The 19,712-nt window shown below is 37.9% G+C and carries 21 protein-coding genes; 5 read left to right on the forward strand and 16 right to left on the reverse strand.

The genetic code is table 11. The features are described 5' to 3' along the window. The first annotated feature begins 68 nt into the window (after positions 1-68). A complete protein-coding gene (locus AC2YJL_RS16295) occupies positions 69-1,079 on the forward strand; it encodes a FecCD family ABC transporter permease (RefSeq protein WP_230932132.1) in 1,011 nt (336 codons plus the stop codon). Further along, on the forward strand, positions 1,076-2,083 hold the full coding sequence (locus AC2YJL_RS16300; protein ID WP_369360848.1) for a FecCD family ABC transporter permease: 1,008 nt from the start codon (positions 1,076-1,078) through the stop codon (positions 2,081-2,083). Before AC2YJL_RS16295 ends, AC2YJL_RS16300 begins: the two co-directional genes overlap by 4 nt. 165 nt (positions 2,084-2,248) lie before the next feature. Here the strand turns inward: AC2YJL_RS16300 and AC2YJL_RS16305 are convergent, their stop codons facing one another. Further along, entirely contained in the window at positions 2,249-2,416 is a 168-nt protein-coding gene (locus AC2YJL_RS16305; protein ID WP_114894669.1) for a YfhD family protein, read from the reverse strand. 128 nt (positions 2,417-2,544) lie between these two features. Here AC2YJL_RS16305 and ytzI point away from each other — a divergent pair, with 128 nt between their 5' ends. Beyond that, entirely contained in the window at positions 2,545-2,679 is a 135-nt protein-coding gene (gene ytzI, locus AC2YJL_RS16310) for a YtzI protein (RefSeq protein ID WP_369360850.1), read from the forward strand. 29 nt (positions 2,680-2,708) lie between these two features. Here the strand turns inward: ytzI and AC2YJL_RS16315 are convergent, their stop codons facing one another. From AC2YJL_RS16315 to AC2YJL_RS16330, 4 genes are all read right to left on the reverse strand, one after another. Continuing rightward, positions 2,709-2,906: a helix-turn-helix domain-containing protein gene (locus AC2YJL_RS16315; RefSeq protein WP_230932130.1), complete on the reverse strand. Its 198-nt coding sequence runs from the start codon at positions 2,904-2,906 to the stop codon at positions 2,709-2,711. A gap of 45 nt (positions 2,907-2,951) precedes the next feature. Continuing rightward, positions 2,952-3,380, reverse strand: a complete 429-nt coding sequence (locus AC2YJL_RS16320; protein ID WP_114894668.1) for a MarR family winged helix-turn-helix transcriptional regulator — start codon at positions 3,378-3,380, stop codon at positions 2,952-2,954. A gap of 61 nt (positions 3,381-3,441) precedes the next feature. After that, positions 3,442-5,067, reverse strand: coding sequence for a DHA2 family efflux MFS transporter permease subunit (locus AC2YJL_RS16325; RefSeq protein ID WP_050690710.1), 1,626 nt, complete (start codon positions 5,065-5,067; stop codon positions 3,442-3,444). A gap of 33 nt (positions 5,068-5,100) precedes the next feature. Beyond that, complete coding sequence (locus AC2YJL_RS16330; RefSeq protein WP_369360854.1) at positions 5,101-5,739, reverse strand: HlyD family secretion protein; 639 nt, start codon at positions 5,737-5,739, stop codon at positions 5,101-5,103. Between the two features lie 279 nt (positions 5,740-6,018). Between AC2YJL_RS16330 and AC2YJL_RS16335 the strand changes: the two genes are divergently transcribed. Beyond that, positions 6,019-6,480 (forward strand): MarR family winged helix-turn-helix transcriptional regulator, encoded by a 462-nt coding sequence (locus AC2YJL_RS16335; RefSeq protein WP_050690712.1) that lies wholly within the window; start codon positions 6,019-6,021, stop codon positions 6,478-6,480. Positions 6,481-6,529: 49 nt separating this feature from the next. Here AC2YJL_RS16335 and AC2YJL_RS16340 read toward each other — a convergent pair whose 3' ends face one another. The 6 genes from AC2YJL_RS16340 to AC2YJL_RS16365 form a co-directional block, all read right to left on the reverse strand. Then, positions 6,530-7,333, reverse strand: coding sequence for an endonuclease I family protein (locus tag AC2YJL_RS16340; protein WP_230932129.1), 804 nt, complete (start codon positions 7,331-7,333; stop codon positions 6,530-6,532). Beyond that, positions 7,330-8,289: a S8 family peptidase gene (locus AC2YJL_RS16345; protein WP_230932128.1), complete on the reverse strand. Its 960-nt coding sequence runs from the start codon at positions 8,287-8,289 to the stop codon at positions 7,330-7,332. Before AC2YJL_RS16345 ends, AC2YJL_RS16340 begins: the two co-directional genes overlap by 4 nt. A gap of 200 nt (positions 8,290-8,489) precedes the next feature. Beyond that, a complete protein-coding gene (locus tag AC2YJL_RS16350; protein WP_230932127.1) occupies positions 8,490-9,230 on the reverse strand; it encodes a DsbA family oxidoreductase in 741 nt (246 codons plus the stop codon). 200 nt (positions 9,231-9,430) lie between these two features. Further along, the gene (locus AC2YJL_RS16355) at positions 9,431-10,411 is read right to left on the reverse strand and encodes a DUF3231 family protein (RefSeq protein ID WP_116737189.1); all 981 of its coding nucleotides are present in this window, start codon (positions 10,409-10,411) and stop codon (positions 9,431-9,433) included. Positions 10,412-10,591: 180 nt separating this feature from the next. Beyond that, positions 10,592-11,509, reverse strand: a complete 918-nt coding sequence (locus AC2YJL_RS16360; protein ID WP_195694952.1) for an oxidoreductase — start codon at positions 11,507-11,509, stop codon at positions 10,592-10,594. A 183-nt stretch (positions 11,510-11,692) separates the two neighbouring features. Then, positions 11,693-12,064, reverse strand: a complete 372-nt coding sequence (locus AC2YJL_RS16365) for a thiol-disulfide oxidoreductase DCC family protein (protein WP_014460871.1) — start codon at positions 12,062-12,064, stop codon at positions 11,693-11,695. A gap of 419 nt (positions 12,065-12,483) precedes the next feature. Here AC2YJL_RS16365 and AC2YJL_RS16370 point away from each other — a divergent pair, with 419 nt between their 5' ends. Next, positions 12,484-13,707 (forward strand): MFS transporter, encoded by a 1,224-nt coding sequence (locus AC2YJL_RS16370; protein WP_116737193.1) that lies wholly within the window; start codon positions 12,484-12,486, stop codon positions 13,705-13,707. Positions 13,708-13,986: 279 nt separating this feature from the next. Here AC2YJL_RS16370 and AC2YJL_RS16375 read toward each other — a convergent pair whose 3' ends face one another. The 5 genes from AC2YJL_RS16375 to AC2YJL_RS16395 all read right to left on the reverse strand — a co-directional run bounded on the left by AC2YJL_RS16375 (position 13,987) and on the right by AC2YJL_RS16395 (position 19,634). Further along, the gene (locus tag AC2YJL_RS16375) at positions 13,987-15,201 is read right to left on the reverse strand and encodes a sugar efflux transporter (RefSeq protein ID WP_369360860.1); all 1,215 of its coding nucleotides are present in this window, start codon (positions 15,199-15,201) and stop codon (positions 13,987-13,989) included. 103 nt (positions 15,202-15,304) lie between these two features. Next, a complete protein-coding gene (gene galU, locus AC2YJL_RS16380) occupies positions 15,305-16,213 on the reverse strand; it encodes a UTP--glucose-1-phosphate uridylyltransferase GalU (protein ID WP_230932125.1) in 909 nt (302 codons plus the stop codon). A gap of 44 nt (positions 16,214-16,257) precedes the next feature. Next, positions 16,258-17,460 (reverse strand): macrolide family glycosyltransferase, encoded by a 1,203-nt coding sequence (locus tag AC2YJL_RS16385; protein ID WP_230932124.1) that lies wholly within the window; start codon positions 17,458-17,460, stop codon positions 16,258-16,260. A gap of 289 nt (positions 17,461-17,749) precedes the next feature. Beyond that, complete coding sequence (locus AC2YJL_RS16390) at positions 17,750-19,195, reverse strand: glycosyl hydrolase family 18 protein (protein WP_195694957.1); 1,446 nt, start codon at positions 19,193-19,195, stop codon at positions 17,750-17,752. Positions 19,196-19,412: 217 nt separating this feature from the next. Then, positions 19,413-19,634, reverse strand: coding sequence for a spore germination protein (locus AC2YJL_RS16395; protein ID WP_045294391.1), 222 nt, complete (start codon positions 19,632-19,634; stop codon positions 19,413-19,415). Positions 19,635-19,712: the final 78 nt, after the last annotated feature.

Genomic DNA, 19,712 nt, shown 5'->3' on the forward strand with positions numbered 1-19,712 from the left:
AATTCTTTTTAGAATTCCTCTTGCTTTGTTTTACTAAATTTATTCTTACATGAAAAGATGGGTGTTATATGAAAAAAGACAATCAGCGTTTCATTCCTTTTTTATATAAATTAATAGGTATGCTGCTCGTATTTATCACAATGTTTGTTCTTTCAATGGTTTTTGGCGCTGCTGACATATCTATAAAAGATGTGTGGTTAGCACTTTCATCAAACACTGTAAACGAACAAATTTCGATCATCCGGGATATTCGTTTACCTCGTGAAATCGCCGCTGTTTTTGTCGGTGCTGCTTTATCGGTATCAGGAGCAATTATGCAAGGTATGACAAGAAACCCTCTTGCAGATCCAGGACTCTTAGGCTTAACTTCTGGCGCAAATGCAGCTTTAGCTGTGACAATTGCCTTTATCCCTTCTACAAATTACTTAGGTATTACCGTTGCTTGCTTTATCGGAGCTGCAGTTGGAGCAATCCTGGTGTTTGGGATTGCTGCTATAAAAAGAGGCGGTTTTTCTCCGCTTCGAATTGTACTAGCCGGGGCTGCCGTTTCAGCATTTCTTTATGCGATTGGAGAAGGCGTCGGTATTTATTTTAAAATTTCAAAAGATGTATCAATGTGGACAGCTGGCGGAATTGTAGGCACTTCTTGGGAACAGCTTCAAATCATTGTTCCTTTTATTGTTGGAGGTATATTCATTGCCCTTTTGCTTTCTCGGCAGCTTACTATTTTAAGCTTAAATGAAGAAGTCGCTGTAGGATTAGGGCAGCAAACGACCAAAGTCAAAACCATTTTATTTATTGTCATGATTCTTCTTGCCGGCGCTTCTGTCGCCCTGGTCGGAAACATGGTATTTATCGGCTTGATGATTCCTCATATTGTACGAGGAGTAGTAGGAACCGACTATCGTTATATTATCCCTATGTCCGCTATCACTGGCGCAGCGTTCATGCTGCTGGCGGATACATTGGCCCGAACAGTAAGTGCTCCTTATGAAACACCAATAGCAGCAATTGTATCGATGATTGGTTTACCTTTCTTTTTAGTCATTGTTCGTAAAGGAGGAAAAGCATTCTCATGATTCACCCAGCGCTTATTAGAAAACAACGAATAATTATGACGCTGCTCACTGCGCTGATTCTTGGAACGATTGTGATAGGAATGGGGCTCGGTGATGCACCGCTTGCTTATAATAAAGTGTTTCCTACTCTTTTTGGCAAAGGGAATTTTACAGATGAGTTCGTCCTTTTTTCAGTTCGACTTCCGCGAATTCTCATTACCCTTTTAGCCGGGATGGCTCTTGCTTTGTCAGGGGCTATCTTACAAGGTGTTACGCGCAATGATTTAGCGGAACCTGGAATTATAGGAATTAATTCAGGGGCAGGTGTCGCAATTGCTGTATTCTTTTTATTTTTCCCAATTGAAGCTGGCTCTTTCGTCTATGCCCTTCCGTTAGTAGGATTCATTGGCGCCTTATTTACAGCTGGTCTTATCTACCTTTGTGCATATAGTAAAAGCCAAGGGCTGCAGCCTGTAAAGCTTATTTTAACAGGCGTAGGTTTTTCCATGGCTCTTTCTGGAATGATGGTTGTGGTTATGTCATCAGCTGATCGTGCCAAAGTTGATTTTATTGCTAAATGGATTGCAGGAAACATTTGGGGAACAGACTGGCCTTTTATATGGGCTCTTCTACCTTGGCTTCTTGTATTAATTCCTTTTATATTGTATAAAGCGAATTCATTAAATATTTTTAACTTAAATGAAGCTGCAGCTATTGGAGTAGGTATCTCTATGGAGAAAGAGCGTGTAACATTGCTTCTAGCCGCGGTTGCATTAGCGGCAGCCGCAGTTTCAGTTACAGGCGGCGTGGCTTTCATTGGGCTTCTTGCTCCTCATATTGCCAAAGGCTTAGTCGGACCGAGAAACCAGCTTTTTATTCCCGTTGCCATTTTACTTGGCGGCTGGCTCTTGCTGATTGCAGATACAATAGGACATAACATTGCCGATCCTAACGGTGTACCAGCAGGAATTATTTCCGCCGTAATCGGTGCTCCTTACTTTGTTTATTTACTTTTGAAAAAATAATAAACGAGGCTGAGAAATAACAACATCAATCCAATCTAAAGACAAACCAATTGAATGTATGAGCTGAACCGCTCGTTACACCATAACAAAAAAAACGAACCGCTAATCAAACATTTCGATTAGTGGTTCGTTTTTTACTTGGGCTAAAATACTTTTATCTCAGCTTTAGTTTTGCTTTTTTTGTCTTTCATCTGCAGCGTTCGCTCTAGCCTGTGCTTCTAAGTCCTCTTGGTCTGCTAATTCACGAGAAAACTCTTCGTCTACTCCATCTGCTTTAGATACAGGATAATCCGCTACCTTTTTTAATTGTTTTTTCAACTCTTTTTCATTCATTATGAACACTCCTTTATTCTAGACTGTTACTAGTATGCGTTTGTCGTTTCTGCACTATGTGGAGAAAGAAGGAATTTTACCAATAAGACCGAAGGCATACGTAATAAGAAAAAGAAAGGATGTTTTATATGATCATCATTATTACGCTCTCTATTATCATTGTATTTGTTATTTTACTGCTGTGCGTAGTTATCACTTCGAAAGCTTATGATTACAAACATACGGTAGATCCGCTTACAAAAAAACAAGACGAAAAAAAGTAGGTGCGCTCGTTTCACACCTACTTTTTGTATTACCCTTGCAGTGTTTTTAAATCATGATCGCTCAATTGAAATGCTTGCTTAATTTTGTCTTCCAAGTTTTTTGTTACTCTTCGCTTCCCCACTTCAACCAGTGCAATTAAAGAAAAACTGCAGTTTACTGCTTGAGCGAAGTTTCGCTGATTCATATTGTAGTTTTTCCGAATGTTTTTTACCGTTTCTTTATTCATTTCCACTCACTCCGCTTAACTCAATATACTTTTTTCTACTCAAGTTCAAGTCACATGTTCATCTAGCTGTCGACAGAGCGTGAGAAATTGCTGCTGTTCTTCTTCTTTATAGCAAGCAAACAGTTTTTTAACCCCTTGCTGCATGTCTTTCTCAGCAGCTTGAATCACTTGTTTCCCTTTGTTTGTAAGCTCGACCATAACTTTACGCCGATCTCTTTTTGAATGGTAGCGCTCCACGAGATTCAGTTCATACAAACGTGTAATCGATGCTGTAATAACGCTTGGGCTCGCCTTTATCTCGTCTGCCACTTTGGTGACAGGCATTGTATCTGCACGTTCAACAATCAGTAAAATATGATATTGAAAAGGGGTAATTCCGTAATGCTGTAAAAGGCTTTTTACATTTGTCATTACTTTTTTGTTTAAAGATATTGAAATTCTTTGAATTTCTTCACCAAATATCAATGGATCCATCCGCCTCACTGCCCCTTTCTCTCCAACATTTTTATGATGAACTTTAGATTTCTATAGCTCCTTATGAATTTATACTTTTTGGAGCTGGAAGCATACGAATATCTTCCTCTTGAGCTTTTGATTTCTTTTCTTCGACTACTTTATCTTTACGTACGTCACGAAGGAAGAAACTTAAAATTAAACCAATAACAGAAATTGCTGTTGCCCAGTAAAAGGCATCGTTAATACCTTGAATCGTACCTTGCTGCGTCATTTTTCCAGATAAAACCTTCAGCGCTTGCTGCTGAGCCTGATCTTGTGATAAATGCAAAGTAGCAGCTACTTTTTGGACAAATAAATGAAAGCTGTTCATAAAGAATGGATCAGACGTATTCATAGAACTGCTGATTTCATTTACATGATACGTTGTACGGTTCGTAAAAATGGTCGTCATTAAACTAATACCAATTGAACCACTTACTTGACGAAGCGTATTAGACATTGATGTTCCGTGACTGCTTAGTCGCTGCGGAAGCTGATTCAAACCCGCTGTCATAATTGGCATCATTAACAGTGACATACCGAACGAGCGGATAATATAAATCGCTAAAATATGATTAAACGGTGTATCCATCGTCAGCTTCGTAAATTCAAACGTTGAAATAGATGTAATGAGCATACCAACGATTGCTAGCGGACGAGGTCCCACCTTATCAAACAATGTACCTGAAATCGGCGACATAACCAGCATAACAAGTGCGCCAGGAAGCAAGAGCAGTCCTGAATCAAAAGCAGAATATCCGCGGATATTTTGCAAGTAAATTGGAAGCAAGAACATACCTGCGTACATACTGATTGTAATCGCAATACTAATAATATTTGATAGAGAAAAAATATTATATTTAAACACACGCATATCCAATAGCGGCTTTTCAGATTTAATTTGTTGAAGAACAAATATAATTAAAAGAACTGCCCCGCCAATGATTGTAGAAAGAACAACTGAATCCGTCCAGCCGTCATTTCCAGCTTCACTGAATCCATAAAGCAATAATCCCATACCTGCAAGTGATGTCACAACAGAAGGCATGTGAACTTTTACATCCTTTGGAGGCTGAATGTCTTTTAATTGAAAGAAAGCAATAATTAATACAATGGCACCTAATGGCACCATGCCGTTAAAAAGGATGTGCCAATCATAGTTTTGAATAACCCATCCAGATAACGTTGGTCCAATAGCCGGTGCGAACATCATGGCTAAACCAAAAATCCCCATCCCTTTTCCTCGCATGTGAGGAGGAAAAATAAACACAATAATGGTCATAACAAGAGGCGACAAGACACCTCCGCCAATAGCTTGAATTAAACGGCCGGTAAGCATAATCGAAAACGTAGGTGCAATTCCACAAATCAATGACCCTACTGTAAAACAAACCATTGCAAATAAGAACAAGCGACGCACACCAAATCGTTCAATTAAAAAAGCTGAAAGCGGAATTAATGCCCCGTTCACAAGCATATATCCCGTTAACAACCACTGAGCTGTATTTGCCGTTACGCCAAACTCAGTAATCAAATGCGGGATGGCTACGTTCAGTAACGTTTGGTTTAATATCGCAAGAAACAAACCAAGCATTAACACAATCAATAGCGGAATATGCTTTTTGATGGATCCATCACTTGTGTTCTCTATACTGGCTGTCATCATATTTCCTCCCTTCTTAAACTTTTGTAGTATGAATTAGTCTTTTGAAATTTTTACTTCAGCGTTCATTCCTGGTAACACATGCTCTGAATAATTCGAAATAGAAATTTTCACAGGAACCGTTTGAGATACTTTTGTGTAGTTTCCATCCGAGCTTGAGTTCGATGTTAAAGATGAAAGTGAATTGGTTGCATATCCCACTTCTTCAACTTTACCGTCAATTTTTGTACTGCTATCTCCGTCTACCGTTACATCTACATCGTTGCCTTCTTTAATATCCTTAAGCTGATCCTCTTTGATATTCGCTACGATAAATAGATCTTTCATATCTACTTCCGTTGCAATTTGCTGTCCAGCTTGAACCATTTGATTTTCTTTTACGTTTGTTTGAATAATTTTTCCATCGGCTGGTACTTTAGCAGCTACAGACCCTTTTTCAGCTTGTATTTTAGCAATTTCAGCATCTTTTGATACATCATTTCCTTCTTCTACTGTCCAGCTTGCTACTTTACCTGCTGCAGGTGCAACTACATTGTATACATCTCCAGATACTTTAGCGTTATCCGTTGTAATATAGTTCGATTTTTGAACGTAATAATATCCTCCTCCAATTAATAAAGCTAAAATAACGATAATTCCAATAAAATTTGTTACCATTAAGCGACTTCTAGACATTCATTACTCCTCCTTAATACTTCATTAATAAAATTACTTTTTTATATAGCTTTTTCATAAAGGTATTATCCCCATCTATTATGAGATATGTTTCTTTATAATCATCTATTTGGTTAACTACCTAAATAACTTTATCATAAAGATATTTTTTCGTAAAGATATTAATTTAAAAATAATAATGATGGTTAAAGATAATCATTGCCATCCTTTACAATTGTTTCATTTTATTTTAGAGTTAGTTTATATATGTCCGTAGTGTACAAGGAGATGGAAGCTAGCATGGATAACAATTTAGATTCAAAAATTGAACACCTTTATCAAATTAACACATCTTTTTTTCAATATATGCGACATTTAGTCGAAGAAACATTAAAAACACAGCCTTATCACTTAACACCCACTAAATTTTATATCTTAAACTACATTGCCAGCGGCACAAAGTATATGGTAGCAGATATTTCAAATAAACTTCACTTAACCTCGGGCGCTACAACTAGCTTATTAAATCAATTGGAAGAAGAATCTCTCATTCAGCGCGTGCGAGACGAAAAAGACCGGAGAGTCGTATGGGTTTCACTGACCGATGAATCAAAGAAACTTGTTTTAATGATTACAGAGAAGCGAAATGGATTTTTAAAAGATATGCTAGCAGCTCTAACTGTAGAAGAACAGGAAGAATATTTTCGCTTATTAAATAAAATGGATGCCCTTTTAAGTGATAAATATGGATTTTCATATTAGATTATCCAAAAGAGCTCCGCTTCAATTCGAAGCGGAGCTCTTCGCTATTTTAGAAAGCAGAACTCATTAACGCACCTGCTTTGTCAGGAAAATCGATAAAAGGATTTCGGTTGCCTTGCAACTCAAAGATTGCTGCATTGCGATGTTTTTCATAAAGTGAAACAGTAAATTCTTCATGCCATTTTAGTAAAAGAGGAAGATCTACTCGCGAAGAGTCAATTTTATTATGATAGCGAATTAAAAAATAAAGCGTAGCCCGAGCCACAATTCCTTTGCCATATTCAGGTTCAAACTTACCTTTTTCTGCTTTGCCACATCCTTCTTTCACATCTGATTGCTTTACTTCCGGCGTATAATCCGGGAAGTCAATATAAGAAGAATTACCTCTTCTACTGTTACAAGAAGGTTCACACGCAAATAAATGATGCAGGTCGCCTCTCATAGGCTCTTGTTTCCCAAACCAAGATTGCGGGACAACGTGCTCACAGTTTAGCAGTATATCATTGCTTGAAAAAGATGATTTACTAAGCGCCTGAAGTTGATCAATATCTTGCTGTATAGTTTCTAACGGATCCATCCCTTTCCCTGAGTATAGACTTTTCAGCTCCCCATTCTCCTGTAGATCCACCCATGGATATACATATTTATGGGGCGAATAACTTAGCAAATGCTGATGTGTTTCCGTTAACAAAGTTTGCATGGCTTCTCTTTCAAAGAGCGTATCTTGATAATAAAGATTTTTATTTTCTTCATCCGTCTTTTCATCATAATAACTTCGATTGTTTACGTATTCGTGATAAAGAGCTTTTGCCTGCTGCTTTTCCATCATTAACATATCTAAACTGCTTCTCAACCGATCACCTCTGAAGTCATTTGACGTTGAATTTCACGCAACAGCTTTTCAACGACGGTCAAGTGCACAAATCCGTTTCCTACTTCTCTTGGTGATTCATTTAATGGAAGTGTTCTTCTGATTAACTGTGCATAAAGCTCTGGTTCCGTAAGTGTCCTTCCAAACGTTTCATTTGAAAGAACTTTTATCAATGCTAAGGCCCCTGCTACGTGAGGTGTTGCCATAGAGGTTCCGCTCAGTGCGGCATACTTTCCGTTCAAGTAAGTTGATACAATCTTCTCTCCCGGAGCCACTACATCTACTTCGTTGTTTGAGTTAGAAAATACCGAAGATCGTTTCTCTAAATCAACAGCTCCTACGCTAATCACTTCATTATATGACCCTGGGTACGCAAACTCATCTGTGGAGCCTTCTCCATCTCCTTCATTTCCGGCTGCGCAGACAACTAAAATATTCTGTTCAACAGCATCTTGAATCGCTCCATGTAGCTCAGGTACATCGGCCGGACCTCCAAGCGACATCGAAATGATATCTACTTTTTGCTTAATGGCGTAGGTAATACCTTCAATAATCCACTCATATTGACCTGAACCATTTTCATCAAGTACTTTCAGAATAAGTAAATTCACTTCGGGAGCCACTCCTACAACACCTGTACCATTATGAGCTGCTGCAATTGTGCCTGCTACGTGAGTACCGTGACCATTATAATCTTGAAAAATATCTGGATTTTGTTGATCATCGTGTGTGAAATTTCTTCCTCCAATAATTCGTTCCTGCAAATCTGGATGTGTAACATCACAGCCAGTATCCAAAACTGCTATGGTTATTCCCCGTCCCTTTGTTTGCTTCCATACTTGCTCTGCTCCAATTAGAGCGACTCCTTCTGGGACTTCATTAAATTGATTCCATTGTTCAACTACTTGAAATGGGATAATGCGCACTTTTCTCTTCATTCAGATTCCCCCTGCAGGATTAAATGGAAGCTAGTTCATGGTGGGATCACTTTTAATCGCTTATTTTTGGAGCTTACTCATCGAGGTTTGTTGCTTCTAAACTTATTATAACATAAAAACAGAACACATGTTTGTGTTTTTGTAAATTTTTTTGCAAATAAACAAAAAGCAGAGGCGGAATTTCCGCCTCTGCTTTTTGTTTATTGTTGGTTTTTAGAGGAATCAGGAACGGCACATTGCCCATCTGCACAAAAGGCATCATCTGCGCCTTCTGGAGAAAGACTCTTCAAAGTGGGAGTCGGATTTTCTTCTTCCCATACTTGTTGGAGAGCCCCTACGAATGTTTCGACTGGCTGTGCACCTGAAATCGCATATTTTTGATTAACAACAAAATATGGAACACCGCTAATACCATATTGCTGAGCCGTTGCTTCATCACTGCGCACTTCATTTGCATATGCGTTTTTATCCGTAAGAATTTGACGTGCTTCTTCTCGGTCAAGACCGGCATCTTCTGCAACAGCAACCAGCGTCTCTTCTTCACCTAAATGTTTTGACTCAGTAAAATATGCATAAAGAAGCTTTTCTGTCATGGCTGCTTCTTTTCCTTGAGCTTTTGCAAATTTAGCTAAACGATGAGCGTCAAATGTATTAGTTGGCTTCATATCGTCAAAATTAAAGGATAATCCCACACCAGCTGCCTGCTGTCCGATACCTTCATTTGCTTGCTTTGCTTGTTCAATGGTCATTCCATACTTAGCAGCAAGAGCTTCATTAATCGTTTTACCAGTATTAACTGGGGCATTTGGATCTAGCTCGAAGCTTTTAAATTCAACCTGCACATCATCTTTGTGTGCAAATTGCTGAAGCGCTTGCTCTAATCGACGCTTTCCAATATAACAAAAAGGACAGACAAAATCTGACCAAACTTCTATTTTCATCGTGACACCTCTTCAATTCAAGATAATTCTTATCGTAGCATACCTTTGAAGAATTTCCATCATAACTTGCTCAAACAAAGCAAAAACACGGTGTTGATTTACATACTAAGTGTATTCAATCAACACGGTGTTTTTATCTCACTTATTTTAAATTCATTGCTTTTAGAAGAGCATCATGTAAATACGTATTTTCATATTAGCTAATTAATGCTTGGGGGAACTTCAAGCCAGCCTTTTTTGATCATAATTTCTGTTGCTTCGCTTGCATATTGAAACGCATCTTCTCCTATCAGCATCATTTTAGCTACAATATCTCTTCTAAAACTAAAGGCTGCTCCAAATGCCTGACTTCCAATACTAAAATTACTAAGTAAAATATCGCATGTCAGCATCAAACGATCAGAAAAAGCAGGCGTCTCAGAAGTCGTTATGCTTCCTGTTGAGGCAACAGAAGGTGAAATATCGTCTTGTATAATTACTTCTTCTAGACGCGTAATAATCTTTTTACTGAGCTCTTTTCCTTTCAAAAAATGCTTTTTGACTTCAGTATCTTTAGCCGTTTGAGAAAAAGCCTTCATTAACTTCATCCCGACAATGTTTGTTTCGACCCCATGATAAAGCTGAGCTAGCTCCATCGTATTTAATACTCTTTTATCCGCAAATACATTTAAGCCGCTTAGATATTTTCTATCCGAAACAAACTCAACGCTAGTTGGCATCGGAATATAGGGTGGGCGTGATAAAATCCCTTTTTTCAGTAAATACTGCGTACAGGAATCGTAGCAACCTTGCGTAATCTTTGTTAAATCTTGATAAAATTTCACCACATCTTCTCTGTAGGCCTTACCTAAACTTAATGTATACATCCCCATACTAATTTCTTTAATAACACGAAGAAACATAATATCAAATCCATTAGTAAATAGTTTTGGAGCCTGTACGTTTACGTCTTGAGATGAAAGCCCCGTTGGCACTACGGCTCCTTCTTTTTCAAATATTGTTTTTATCTTTCGTATGTATATAATAAGCTGTTCACGCAAGTCCGTCATGATTGTTTTAGCATCTTCATCGTCTGCATGTTCAATCATATAATCCAACAAGCAAATGATTAACGTTTTCTGCTGATATGTCATCCACAGCGTTCCAATTTCACTTGAGGTAATACTAGGTTTATCAGGCACTGTTACTTCCCTCCGCTTCTTCAGCTTTGTTGAGTGCTTTTATCTCTCAAAAGAGAACATACTCATTGTACGTTTACTTATCATTATGCTATCCAACATTCTTTTTTTTATTTAACCCGCTGACCTATAGCTTTTGAGCAACAAAAAAACAGCTCCGCACTTACAGAACTGTTTTTTATCTTAACGAAACGAGTACTCAACACCTGTTAAGTCCTCAGATACGCTCCATAGTTTTTCCGCTACGTCCGGTTTAAATAAAACGTCTCCCATCATATCTTTTACAGGATATCCTTTTTTAGCATCTTTTCCGTCTGGCCCAATATATGTACCGCCTTCTATTGGTTCAGTAGCTGCATAAAGAGTAGGCAGCGCGCCCATTTCTGCAGATTGACTAAATAGCTTGACTAAAAATTTCAACAAGCCGTTTGGTTCTTTACCTGAACCGCGTGATAATAGGTTTGTATTAGAAATACCTGGATGTACAGCGGCACTAATTGTCGTTGATCCGGCTGCTTCTAAGCGAGTTTGCAATTCTTTGGCAAACAATAGGTTGGCGAGTTTGCTTTGTCTATAGAACTTCATTGGACTGTAGCCTTTTTCTCCGTCTAGATTATCAAAATAGATTTCTCCAGAATTAGCGGCTATACTGCTTACCGTTACGACACGTGAATGTGGAGTGGCCATTAGTAAAGGAAGCAGCAAACCCGTAAGTGCAAAATGCCCTAAATGATTACAGCCAAACTGCAGTTCAAATCCGTCTTTCGTTTTGCTGTGAGGCGGCACCATCACGCCTGCATTATTAATGAGAAGATCCAAAGACAAGTATTGTTGAAGAAATTGATTGGCAAAATCCCGAATAGAGCTCAAGTCACTGAGATCTAATGACATAATAGTCACTTTAGCATTCCCGTTATCTGCTTTAATTCTCTTCTTAGCTTCTTTCCCTTTTTCCTCATTACGCACAGCAAGAATGATTTCTGCTCCGCGAGCTGCTAGAGCCTTTGCAGCTTCAAAGCCAATACCACTGTTTCCTCCCGTTATAAGGGCTGTTTTTCCCGTTATATCAGGCATTCGTTCAGCTGTCCATTTTGTTGTCATATAAATTTCTCCCTTTCAGCTATAGCTTTTTTCTAGAATTTACGCGTCTCAGTCACACTAAATTTTACGTTTTTTTATCTGAAACCTTCTTGTGTTCTTTTTTAAAAATCAAGATATGTATAAAGTATAATGTCTTCAAAACAAAAGGAACAAGCTTTTTCACAGCTCGTCCCTTTTATATGTTCATGTGGTCCGCGGTGAATCGTAGCGTCCAAACCAGTCGTACCTGTTTGTGGAGATCCATTTATATAGCGGACTAAACGCTTTTTTCATCAATGGTAAATGCAGAAGCACACCTATTGGGAATGTAAGAGGCAAAACAGCTAAAAGCCTTCTGACCGTTTCAAATCCTGCTAATACTTCCCCTTTTTTGGTGACCATATGAATTTGATCATATAAGTCTCTTCCTTCTTCTTTTAAATAGCTATACTCCGTTCGTTCAATGTATTGAACTGGAATCCACTGGATTTGGTTCGTCCAGTCTAGCGCTTTAATTATTTTTTTTACGTTGTAACATAAAGGACATTCCGCATCAAAAAATACTTTGTGCTTCATTGTTTCCACCTTTCTTCCCTTATTTCTTTTTCCTTAGTTTATAAATACCCTTTTCTCATTTTTAATAACCATCATTAGGAGGCATTTCTTGTATAGCCTGGCTTTAAAGCGAACATTTTTTGTGGGGTTTCTTTTGTGAAGCCGTGAAAGAAGGCAGGATTTTCTTATAAAATATCACTTTTTTGGTTTAAAGCGCTAAAAACATGTTAGAATAGATTTCATATTGATTTGAAGCACTAGACACACCCATTCAGTCGCATACTAAAAAGAACTGAATAAATCCAATGATAAAAGGTAAAGGTAATGTCTTCATAAACTTATCATGGAAGTAGGTTTATAAATAACGAAGAAAAAAGGAGGAACGGATGATTACTTTTATCCATTTCATATAAGCTTTTTTACGTAAGGATGTGTAAACGATGAAAAATAAGTACATGCTGTCAGCTTCAGGTATGTATATTAACTATTTTCTACTTGGCATGGTCAATATCATGCTTGCATCAAATATGTCATTTTTGACAAAACAATTAAATACCGACGGTGCTGGAATCAGCTATATTATTTCGGCTATCGGAATTGGAAAATTGCTTTCGTATTCTCTATCAGGCATCTTGTCTGATAAAGTCGGACGAAAACCTTTGATTCTTGTTTCGTCTCTGACGATGGCTATTTTCTTAATCGGCATTCCATTATCGCCAAATTATCCAACAGCCTTTATCTTTGCCATTATTGCTGGTATTGCAAACTCTGCTATGGACGCTGGAACATACCCTGCTTTAATTGAAGTTTTCCCTAAATCTTCAGGTTCAGCCAGTGTTCTTGTAAAAGCATTTATATCAGCTGGAGCGGCACTTCTTCCGTTTATGATTGCCTTTTTTGCAGATCGTGATTTGTTTTATGGGTATGCTTTTTTCCTTCCGGCTCTTATTTATTTACTAAATATGATCTTTATGTTCAAACTGCCTTTTCCCAATCATAAACGCGAACAGAATACAGTTCAACAAGAAAGTGCGGCAGAAAATAAATTCGTCTCTCCTCCTAAGATGAAGCAAGAAGGAATTGCTCTTATTGTGATTGGATTTACTTCTACAGCGCTTTTTACAGTGGCTCAAATTTGGCTTCCTACTTATGGTCAACAAGTATTAGGTATGGCTGAAAGCAGCTCGGTTCGCCTTTTAAGCTACTATAGCATCGGAGCTTTAATCTCTGTTTTAGTATTAGCCGTATTATTAAGCAAAGTGCTTCGCCCTGTAACGGTTATCCTTGTTTACCCGATGATTACTCTTATCGCTGTACTTACCCTGCTGTTTGTTAAAGTACCTGCTATCGCGATTGCAGCTGCTTTTTTGATGGGATTTTCTACGGCTGGGGTCTTTCAATTAGCGATTACCGTTATGACCGAGCTTTTCTGGAACAAAAAAGGAACGGTTACGGGAATTGTAGCGACCGCTGCTGGATTAGCTGCAATTTTATTGCCTTTAGCAACAGGGCTCATGTCTAAAACAGGACATATTTCGATCATCTTTATTTTTGATGCGATGCTTTCAGTAGTAGGTATGGCGGCAGCGGCTTTTGTTAATTACCGCTACCGAAAAATTTTAAATAAAAATCGCAGCGAACAAATACAAGAAACAGCATCATAAATAAAGAGGCTGGGGCAAAAGTATTTTAGAGAAAGTAAAAAAACGAACCATTGATTAATGGTTCGTTTTTTTATTATGGTGAACGTATGGGTCATTTGTTTAGGTCCTTCTAGCAGTTGATTGGAGCGCAAGCGACGAGGAGGCTCATCGGCCATCCGCGGAAAGCGAAGACTTGCACGGAAATCAACTGCGGTGTCACAAGCAGTCCAGCTCATGCATACTATTTGTTCGTCTTTATATTGGATTAATTTAGTAAAACCTCAACTTCTTCTTAACTTTTTAAGTCATTTCCTCAGCTGATTTTTGCTTCATAAATAGAAACATCACACCTGAAATAACCGCAAAAACAGCTAAAATGTAAAAGGTAGAAGGCAACGGAATCACGTTAACTAGTGACCCCATAGCTAAGCTGCTGACAACTGCTGAAGTTTGTATAGCCGTCATATATGCCGTTGTGGCTAGTCCAATTTGACGCGGGGCTAGTGACTGAGCATACACCATTCCTACTCCCATTGTAGCGGATAGAATAAAAGCATAAAATACTTGAAGCGCAATTAATCCACTCAGCGGTAGATGAAGACTCGTTAAAATAAAATAAAGCACTTGGCAAGCTATTCCAATAACAAAGAATCGTTTAACGCCAATCTTATCAGAAAAATAGCCTCCTAATGGCATAAATACTAGCTCAAAAACAGATGTTACGGTAAAGAGAATACCTACAATCGAAACGGATTGCTTTAAGGTATCTGTTACATACAGCGGCAAATACATAGAACGACCGGAGTCCCCCGCAAAAATGAAAAGAGCTGCTACGAATACAGCTATCAATACAGAAGGTATACGAGCTGGCGCTTTTGAAGATGCATGAGCTGAAGTTTGAGGTATACTGCTTTCTTCTTTAAGCGCAAAAAGAACCCACACTAAAGTTGCTAGGGATAACAACCCTGATAATAAAAATAAAAGAGTATACCCTCCGTGGTCAATGATTAAAGCACCAAGCATAGGCCCAAAAATATAGCCTTGTGAAAAAGCCATTCGCACGGTACCAGTAATCGTACCTGCCTGCGATTTGCTTTCTTGCTTTTTAACAATAAAATCATTCAGCAGGGCAAAGAAAAAAGAAAACGCATTAAACCCTCCTATAGCAAGTAAAATGAGTGCTATTGTATAAGAATGCGTAAACGCTAATGGCACTCTTGAAATGGTTCCAATCAGTAACGCCCAAATAATAAATGGCTTTCGTTTCCCCCATTTGTCTGATAACGAAGCTAAATAAAACGATACGATTAAACCAATAATGCTCATTGGCACAAATAAAAACCCTGCTTGAAAAGAAGTGGCATGCAATGTATTTGTTGCCCAAACCGTTAAATAAGGCATAAAGCCGCCAACAGACAATCCGATAATAAATAATGAAATAAAAATCGTTCGAAAATCCCGGTCTGTAAATACAAGCTTTATGCCTGATACAAACGAATTTTCTGCTTTCGACATAAACTCATTTCAACCCTTTCTATCCAGCTGTTAAACGTTCCATTTCCGCAAAAAAATGCACCTTTCTTCAAGAAAAAGTAGAAGAAAGGTGTGTAAATAAAGCTTATTTTCCAATTTGCACAGCGATTTTTTCTTTTTGTTCTTCTTTGCTAATAAGTTCTTTGAATTTGCTCAAAAGAGGTGCTTTTAATTCTTCATCTTTTAATGCAAAAGCAAGAGTCGTAAAAATAAAATCTAATTTTTCCCCTGCATCATAACGTTTGCCTTCGAATTCGTAAGCATAAATAGAACGGTCTATATTCATACGCTGAATAGCATCCGTTAGCTGAATTTCCCCGCCTTTTCCAGCTTCTTGCGTTTCAAGATAATCAAAAATGTCAGGTGTAAATACATACCGTCCAATAATTCCTAAATTAGACGGAGCTTCTTCGACTGACGGTTTTTCTACAAAACCATTCACTTCGTATAACCGTTTTTTATTTGCTTTTGGATCTATAATCCCGTAACGGTGAACGGATTCTTCCTCTACGCGCTGTACGCCGATAACCGACGATCCCGTTTGGTTATACTGGTCAATCAGCTGTTTTAAACAAGGCTGGTCTGGGTCTGTTAAGTCATCTCCAAGTAAAACTGCAAACGGTTCGTTTCCAATAAACTGTCGAGCGCAGTTAATCGCATGGCCAAGACCCTTCATTTCTTTTTGACGCACGTAATGAATATTCGCTAGTTCAGAGATATGCTCCATTTCTTCTAATAGTTCAGTTTTTCCTTTTTGATCAAGCAAGTGTTCTAGTTGAACATTATGATCAAAATGATTTTCAATTGCTTGTTTCCCGTTTCCTGTAACAATTAAAATATCTTCGATTCCTGATTTTAAGGCTTCTTCTACAATAAATTGAATTACGGGCTTATTTACAATTGGAAGCATTTCTTTTGGAATAGATTTTGTAACGGGTAAAAAACGAGTACCTAACCCTGCTGCCGGTATAACTGCTTTTTTTATAGTCTTCATATTATTTACTCCTCTCTGTTAGTTATCTAGCTGCCTTACATCTATTACGCTTTAACAGGCACCATCTTGAAAATTTCTTTCACTCCTTGTTTGTATCCTCCCGCTGAGCGAAGTGATTCTCCAATTTGTTGTGCATGCTGTTTATATGTGGGAGTAGTTAAAACGTCGTTAACTGTATTTTTGATTAGCTCAGCAGATACATTATTTTTATCTAATTTTACACCTGCTCCTAACTCCTGCACACGATCTCCAACCATAAATTGATCCACGGCCATTGGAATAACGACAAGCGGCGTATCGTAGTATAAACCTTCACTGCTGCTGTTCATTCCGCCGTGAGTAATAAATAAATCCGCACGTTTTAAAATTTCTAGCTGCGGTACGTACTGTTTCACAATGAAGTTTTCTGGAATGTGTGCTAATTCTTCAGGTTTTGTATTTTTACCAATAGATAAAATAACTTTACCCTTAAAATCTTTTAATGCTTCTATACATAAGTTATAGACTTCTAGCTGCTGATTAAAAATAGTTCCCATAGAAACAAAAATAATTTTTTCATTTTCATTTTGTAAGTAAGAAGGATCTTCAATATCTAGTCGTTTAACAATTGAAGGACCAATAAACTTGTACTCATTCGTAAATTCAGATACGTGTGGCTGAAAGAATTCTGACGTAAATACTAACGTAATATCCCCTGGATTCGACATAATGTCCATGGAATCTTTTAACTCAGTATTATATTGGTTGTTGAACTTATTTAATGATTTTTCGAATTGAGGATAAAAGGAAGATTGTTCAGGCTCTGTTTGACCACTTGGCATCATACAAGTTGCTAACTCCTTATTTAACGCAAATGTCGTACAAAGAGAAACCTTCGGAAGCTGAAGAAGGTCGGCCACAGTGGAACCTGCTAAAAGGTGATAATCATAAAGTACATAATCATATGTTTCATGCTTTGTTTCACTCATGATTTTAGTAATAATATTCTCAGATTCATTTAAAAACAAATTCATTACTTCATAGCGATCATAAGACTCTTCTTTGGTCATTCGATTGCTCATATCAAGACTTGGACGAAAATCTTCGTATTCACGAAATGTCGCGCCTGATTTTTGAATTTTTTCAGCGTAGTCTTCAATGCCGTAATAGACGACCTTCTCCCCTTGAGCCATCAATTCTTTTACAATTCCTAAAGAAGGATTCACATGCCCTTCACCTGGAAAGCCTATTACTAATACATTTCCCATAACATCCATTCCTTTCACTTAGTTAATGATTAAATGACTTAATTATTCATTTAGTAAATCTATTGTATAGAAACTGAATTTACTATAAATTATCTTTACCGTAAAGTCATTAAGCGTTTTCAACTAAAAAAAGGTTAAATAGGCTCATTTTGGAATATAGTTATAAATTAACTCAAGAAAAACAAATATTGTAAAATTTATCTTGTTTGTAAATAGATGTATACGCTTTACACCTGATTCGAATAAAAAAACACACCCCGCTACATTAAGCATGAGGTGTGTTGTTCATTTAGAAGTTGTATAACTCCCATATATCTGATGTTTCTGAACCAATATACCAAGCTGCCGCTCCGCCTAAATGATAGTCATTAATCAAATTAACCCGGCGCTGCATAGATGCTTTGTCCTCGAGCCATATTTGATGCTTCGTACCATTTTCGGTGTATTCTACATAGTACTGAGAGGCTTGGCTGTCCCATTTCTTGGTCAGCTTTTTAGAAGAGATAACAGATTCAGCTTCTTTCATCGTTAAGTCTTTTGTGACAACTTTTTTGGTCGATAGATTCGTTTTCCATTCTCGCGTATAAAAAGGAACTCCCAGCAGGATTTTATGTGCAGGTACATCTTTCATAAGAAGTTCTGTTCCTTCTTTCACCCAAGGCAGCGAAGCCACAGACCCTGGAACCTGACTTCCTCCCCAGTGTTCTTCATAACCCATCATAATGACGTAATCTGCCACTTGACCAATCTGTTTTCGATCAAAGCTTCCTGACCAAAACGGATCATTATTTTCTCGTGTGACATCTACTGAAACGGTCATACCATGAGGCTTTAACGCTGCTTTTAATTCTTTAATAAATAAAACAAAATCTTGTTTGTTTTTGATATTAATATTTTCAAAGTCAACATTGATCCCATCGCTGTTTGTTTTTACTAGCGAACTTTCTACTGACGATACAAGCTTTTGCCGCTTTGCTTTGTTACTTAGCACATCGCTTGTAAGCACATCATCGAAATTGTTACCGATGAGCGGCCAGACTTTTTTGCCGTTTTTATGAGCCGTTTGAACATATGATTCATTTATAGAAGATGAAACAACTTTGTCATTCGACGTTAGCGTAAACCAACGAGGTGAAACAACGTCTAAATTCTTTTGTTTCATCGATTCTGTGTAGCCTGCTGTTTTTTCATTAAAGCTCCAACCCATAACTACAGGCTGATGCTTCTTTTGCGCTAAATCAGATTTTTTGATCCAGCCCTTTTTTCCTTCCAAAAGCTGTACTTGTACATAGTAATCAGGAATAATAAGCATTTGTCCGGGCTTAATATTTGTTGAGGATAGCTGATTTAACTTTGTTAATTCATTTGCTTTTACACCGTACTTTACGGAGATTTTCCAAAGCGTATCTCCTGATACTACTTTATGTAACAAGCCTTTTGGCGGTATTTTCAGCGTTTGCCCTGGAATCAGCTCCGTCTTTTTCAGCTGATTTTGTTTTATTAGATCACTGACTGTTACACCGTATTGCTTAGCTAGTAGCCATAGTGTATTTCCCGGCACTACCGTATGAGTAGCAACCTGAGCTGCATCTCCAGCTTCAGATGAAATGACAGGAAATTCTTCTCCTTTTTTCACTGTCTGCATAACAGAAGAATGTAAAGAAGGAGAACGATATACGTTTACGTTGTCACCTTTGACAGTGCCCACTGAAGAAGCAGCGGCTCCTTTACTCATCGGGGCCAATCCTCCGCTGAAAAGACAGAGAACGATCAGGCTCATACATATTTTCTTCATTTTATAATTTCGCCTCCCCACTTTTTGACATCACCTGTCTAGTTTACTACTCCTATAAGATAGAATCCTAGAGGTACATTGTGGTAAAGCGACGTCTGGGTATACGTAAAATTCAAATAAAAAAGCTTACCGTCCGATGACGATAAGCTTTCGTTTCTTATGCATTTCCCACTACATTTTGATCTTTAATATCCATATCAATTGTATTAGCGGTACTGGCACTGCTTGTAATATTCATAAAATTCCCTGTGTTCCCGCTGCCAGAACCGACTGTTGTAAAAGCTGTGCTTTTTGGCTTAATAGCTAGACAATCACCAAACTCCACTGAAGATGAAACCAATACATTCGAGATATTTACGGCTCCTACTACCGATGGCATCTGCCTCTCCTCCTGTTCATTATCTATCTGCTATAGGATATGAGCAGAAGGCCAAAAAGTAGCTTTTTCATCTTTTTA

The sequence above is a fragment of the Priestia sp. SRI_019 genome, from assembly GCF_057586255.1.

Excerpts from the sequence above, each read along its gene's own strand:
- AC2YJL_RS16295 (WP_230932132.1), top strand. The coding sequence starts at position 69 with ATGAAAAAAGACAATCAGCGTTTCATTCCTTTTTTATATAAATTAATA.
- AC2YJL_RS16300 (WP_369360848.1), top strand. The coding sequence starts at position 1,076 with ATGATTCACCCAGCGCTTATTAGAAAACAACGAATAATTATGACGCTG.
- AC2YJL_RS16305 (WP_114894669.1), bottom strand. The coding sequence starts at position 2,416 with ATGAATGAAAAAGAGTTGAAAAAACAATTAAAAAAGGTAGCGGATTAT.
- ytzI (WP_369360850.1), top strand. The coding sequence starts at position 2,545 with ATGATCATCATTATTACGCTCTCTATTATCATTGTATTTGTTATTTTA.
- AC2YJL_RS16315 (WP_230932130.1), bottom strand. The coding sequence starts at position 2,906 with ATGAATAAAGAAACGGTAAAAAACATTCGGAAAAACTACAATATGAAT.
- AC2YJL_RS16320 (WP_114894668.1), bottom strand. The coding sequence starts at position 3,380 with ATGGATCCATTGATATTTGGTGAAGAAATTCAAAGAATTTCAATATCT.
- AC2YJL_RS16325 (WP_050690710.1), bottom strand. The coding sequence starts at position 5,067 with ATGATGACAGCCAGTATAGAGAACACAAGTGATGGATCCATCAAAAAG.
- AC2YJL_RS16330 (WP_369360854.1), bottom strand. The coding sequence starts at position 5,739 with ATGTCTAGAAGTCGCTTAATGGTAACAAATTTTATTGGAATTATCGTT.
- AC2YJL_RS16335 (WP_050690712.1), top strand. The coding sequence starts at position 6,019 with ATGGATAACAATTTAGATTCAAAAATTGAACACCTTTATCAAATTAAC.
- AC2YJL_RS16345 (WP_230932128.1), bottom strand. The coding sequence starts at position 8,289 with ATGAAGAGAAAAGTGCGCATTATCCCATTTCAAGTAGTTGAACAATGG.
- AC2YJL_RS16350 (WP_230932127.1), bottom strand. The coding sequence starts at position 9,230 with ATGAAAATAGAAGTTTGGTCAGATTTTGTCTGTCCTTTTTGTTATATT.
- AC2YJL_RS16360 (WP_195694952.1), bottom strand. The coding sequence starts at position 11,509 with ATGACAACAAAATGGACAGCTGAACGAATGCCTGATATAACGGGAAAA.
- AC2YJL_RS16365 (WP_014460871.1), bottom strand. The coding sequence starts at position 12,064 with ATGAAGCACAAAGTATTTTTTGATGCGGAATGTCCTTTATGTTACAAC.
- AC2YJL_RS16370 (WP_116737193.1), top strand. The coding sequence starts at position 12,484 with ATGAAAAATAAGTACATGCTGTCAGCTTCAGGTATGTATATTAACTAT.
- AC2YJL_RS16375 (WP_369360860.1), bottom strand. The coding sequence starts at position 15,201 with ATGTCGAAAGCAGAAAATTCGTTTGTATCAGGCATAAAGCTTGTATTT.
- galU (WP_230932125.1), bottom strand. The coding sequence starts at position 16,213 with ATGAAGACTATAAAAAAAGCAGTTATACCGGCAGCAGGGTTAGGTACT.
- AC2YJL_RS16385 (WP_230932124.1), bottom strand. The coding sequence starts at position 17,460 with ATGGGAAATGTATTAGTAATAGGCTTTCCAGGTGAAGGGCATGTGAAT.
- AC2YJL_RS16390 (WP_195694957.1), bottom strand. The coding sequence starts at position 19,195 with ATGAGTAAAGGAGCCGCTGCTTCTTCAGTGGGCACTGTCAAAGGTGAC.
- AC2YJL_RS16395 (WP_045294391.1), bottom strand. The coding sequence starts at position 19,634 with ATGCCATCGGTAGTAGGAGCCGTAAATATCTCGAATGTATTGGTTTCA.